The following is a 2,084-nucleotide window of genomic DNA, read 5'->3' as shown; positions in this document are numbered from 1 at the left end:
CGCGCCAGCGCCGCACCCACCCGCGCCACCACCGCATCCAGGCTCACCACACCAACCTAAAAGCCCACACCACCACCCCTCACACCCCAAAACCGCTGACCAATAGCGGTGTGGCGTTGACAACCACGACCTATCGCCGCGCTCGGCACAGCGTGTCGCTGCTGCATGCGCACCTGGTGTTCGTAACCAAGTTTCGGCGCAAACTGTTCACCGATCCCATGCTCACCTTCGCCGAAACCACCATGCGCGCCGTCTGCGCCGAGTTGGATGTCGATCTGGCGGAGTTCAACGGCGAGGCCGACCACGTGCATCTGTTGGTTGCTTATCCGCCCACACTCGCGATTTCCGTTCTTGCCCAACGCCTCAAGGGACGCACCGCCTACGCGGTGCGTCGCGAATTCACCGGTGCCTGCGTCCGCGCCCGCATGCGCGGACACCTCTGATCCCCGTCCTACTTCGCCGTCTCCTGCGGAGACGCCCCGCCGTCGATCATCAAGCAATACATCGACGGACAAGCGCGACCTCTTTGAGCGCGACAAACGGGATGGGCTCACCCCGCCATAAATGGCGAGGCTTGCGCCCAAGAATTCGGTCAGAATCCGCGCAGTCTGGCCAGCAGCCCGCGGATCTGCGGGTCGGCGTCGATCTGGCAGGACTCCACAGCGTTAATGGTCGGCTCGGGTACCCCGGCTATCTGCGCGGCTTCTTGAGTGGACATTTGCGCGGCCGTGCGCGCCACGTACAGCTGCGGACCAACCTGGTCAGGGTCGGCGGCCGCGGCGGCCCTCATGAGTCGGTCATAGCATCGTCGGACTGAACGCAGATGCGTGAGCACCGTCTCTGACGGCGATGTTCGGGCCGCCGCCGAAACCGTGGCGTCGAGCTTGCGTAGCTCACGTAACGATTCCACGACCGCGGGCCAGTGGCCGGCAGTCGAAGGGTCAGGGATGCGGTCCACTTGGGTTAGCACGGCTTGCACTGCAATATCCAGTGCCGCAACCATCAAATCAGTGCGTAAAGGCATCGCAGATGCCGTAGCGGGGGCGGCGTCGCCGTAACGCCAGCGCGCGATCTGGCCGGCCGGCAACCCCAGGCGCTGCTCCAAAGCCGCCCGGGTGCGCTCCCGCGGCCAGCTGCGGCCTTTCTCGAAATGGACCAGCGGTGCCTGCGAGATCAGCTTCTCATCCATCAATTGCCGCTGCGTAACGCGCTTTTTCCGGCGCCAGAGCGCAAATTGTGCCCCGGCGAAAGCGATACCGGGATCGGTCTCTTCGCCCGACACCGGCCCAGTGTATCCACCGCTCGCCAGCGTGGTTAACCACGGCGCGCCAGCACCGCGACACCCCATAAACACTGCATCGCTTGCCATAGCCGTAACAAAAAACTATGGTTACAAACCATCGCAACAGATGCAGCGGCGAACATTCTAGATCTGGAGGGCGACACCTATGACCGCACTCGGCATGCCACCGATCCCCTGCCACGCGGCCCCAGACCGCTGGTTCGATGACCACACCCGACAAGACACCCTCCGAGCGTGCCGAGGATGCTGGAATCGCTGGTCGTGCGCTGCCGAGGCAGTCAGGGACGCCGACACGATCTGGCGGCTGCAAGGCGTCGTCGCCGGGGTTGCAATCCCGCCCCAAAATTCACACGGAACCTCGAAAAGCCGCCGGCACGCCCTTCAGCGACTTCAGGGCCTGGCCGAACTCGGCCGCACCATGCCACCACCGATCCCGACGACACCGGACGTCACCACAGCACCAGGCCCCGTTCTTCGTCTGGTCCCCGCGCCGCCGCCCGGCCCGCCCTCCGCTGCTCTCATCGACCGGCAAGCCAGCTGACCAGATCACCGACGATGCGAGGCGACGGTAAGGAACCGCAATGAACCCGACCCGAATATGCGCTGTCGCCGGCTGTGTGACCGCGGCGCCCCGCGATCAGCCCATCTGTGAAAATCACTGGCCGCTCGTACCGGCATCTCTGCGGTCCTCGATCACTGAGTCCCTACGGTCGGGCCCCACGGCAGACTCCCAGCATCGGGCATTGCTGGCGGCCGCCGTCGCCGAGATCTCCCACAAGGA

1 protein-coding gene and 1 pseudogene are annotated in these 2,084 nt (G+C 64.8%); one reads left to right on the top strand and one right to left on the bottom strand.

The window, feature by feature from the left end; translation table 11 throughout:
* Window positions 1-116 precede the first annotated feature (116 nt).
* Window positions 117-530, top strand: a pseudogene (tnpA, locus tag AC2VOU_RS16145) (IS200/IS605 family transposase).
* A gap of 62 nt (window positions 531-592) precedes the next feature.
* On the opposite strand, the gene AC2VOU_RS16140 reads toward tnpA, so the two are convergent.
* The gene (locus AC2VOU_RS16140; RefSeq protein ID WP_486958280.1) at window positions 593-1,282 is read right to left on the bottom strand and encodes a transcriptional regulator; all 690 of its coding nucleotides are present in this window, start codon (window positions 1,280-1,282) and stop codon (window positions 593-595) included.
* Window positions 1,283-2,084 lie beyond the last annotated feature (802 nt).

The organism is Mycobacterium sp. TH-M25 (assembly GCF_057473665.1).
The sequence above is the reverse complement of the archived record's forward strand: the minus strand, read 5'-3'. Positions and strand labels throughout refer to the sequence as shown.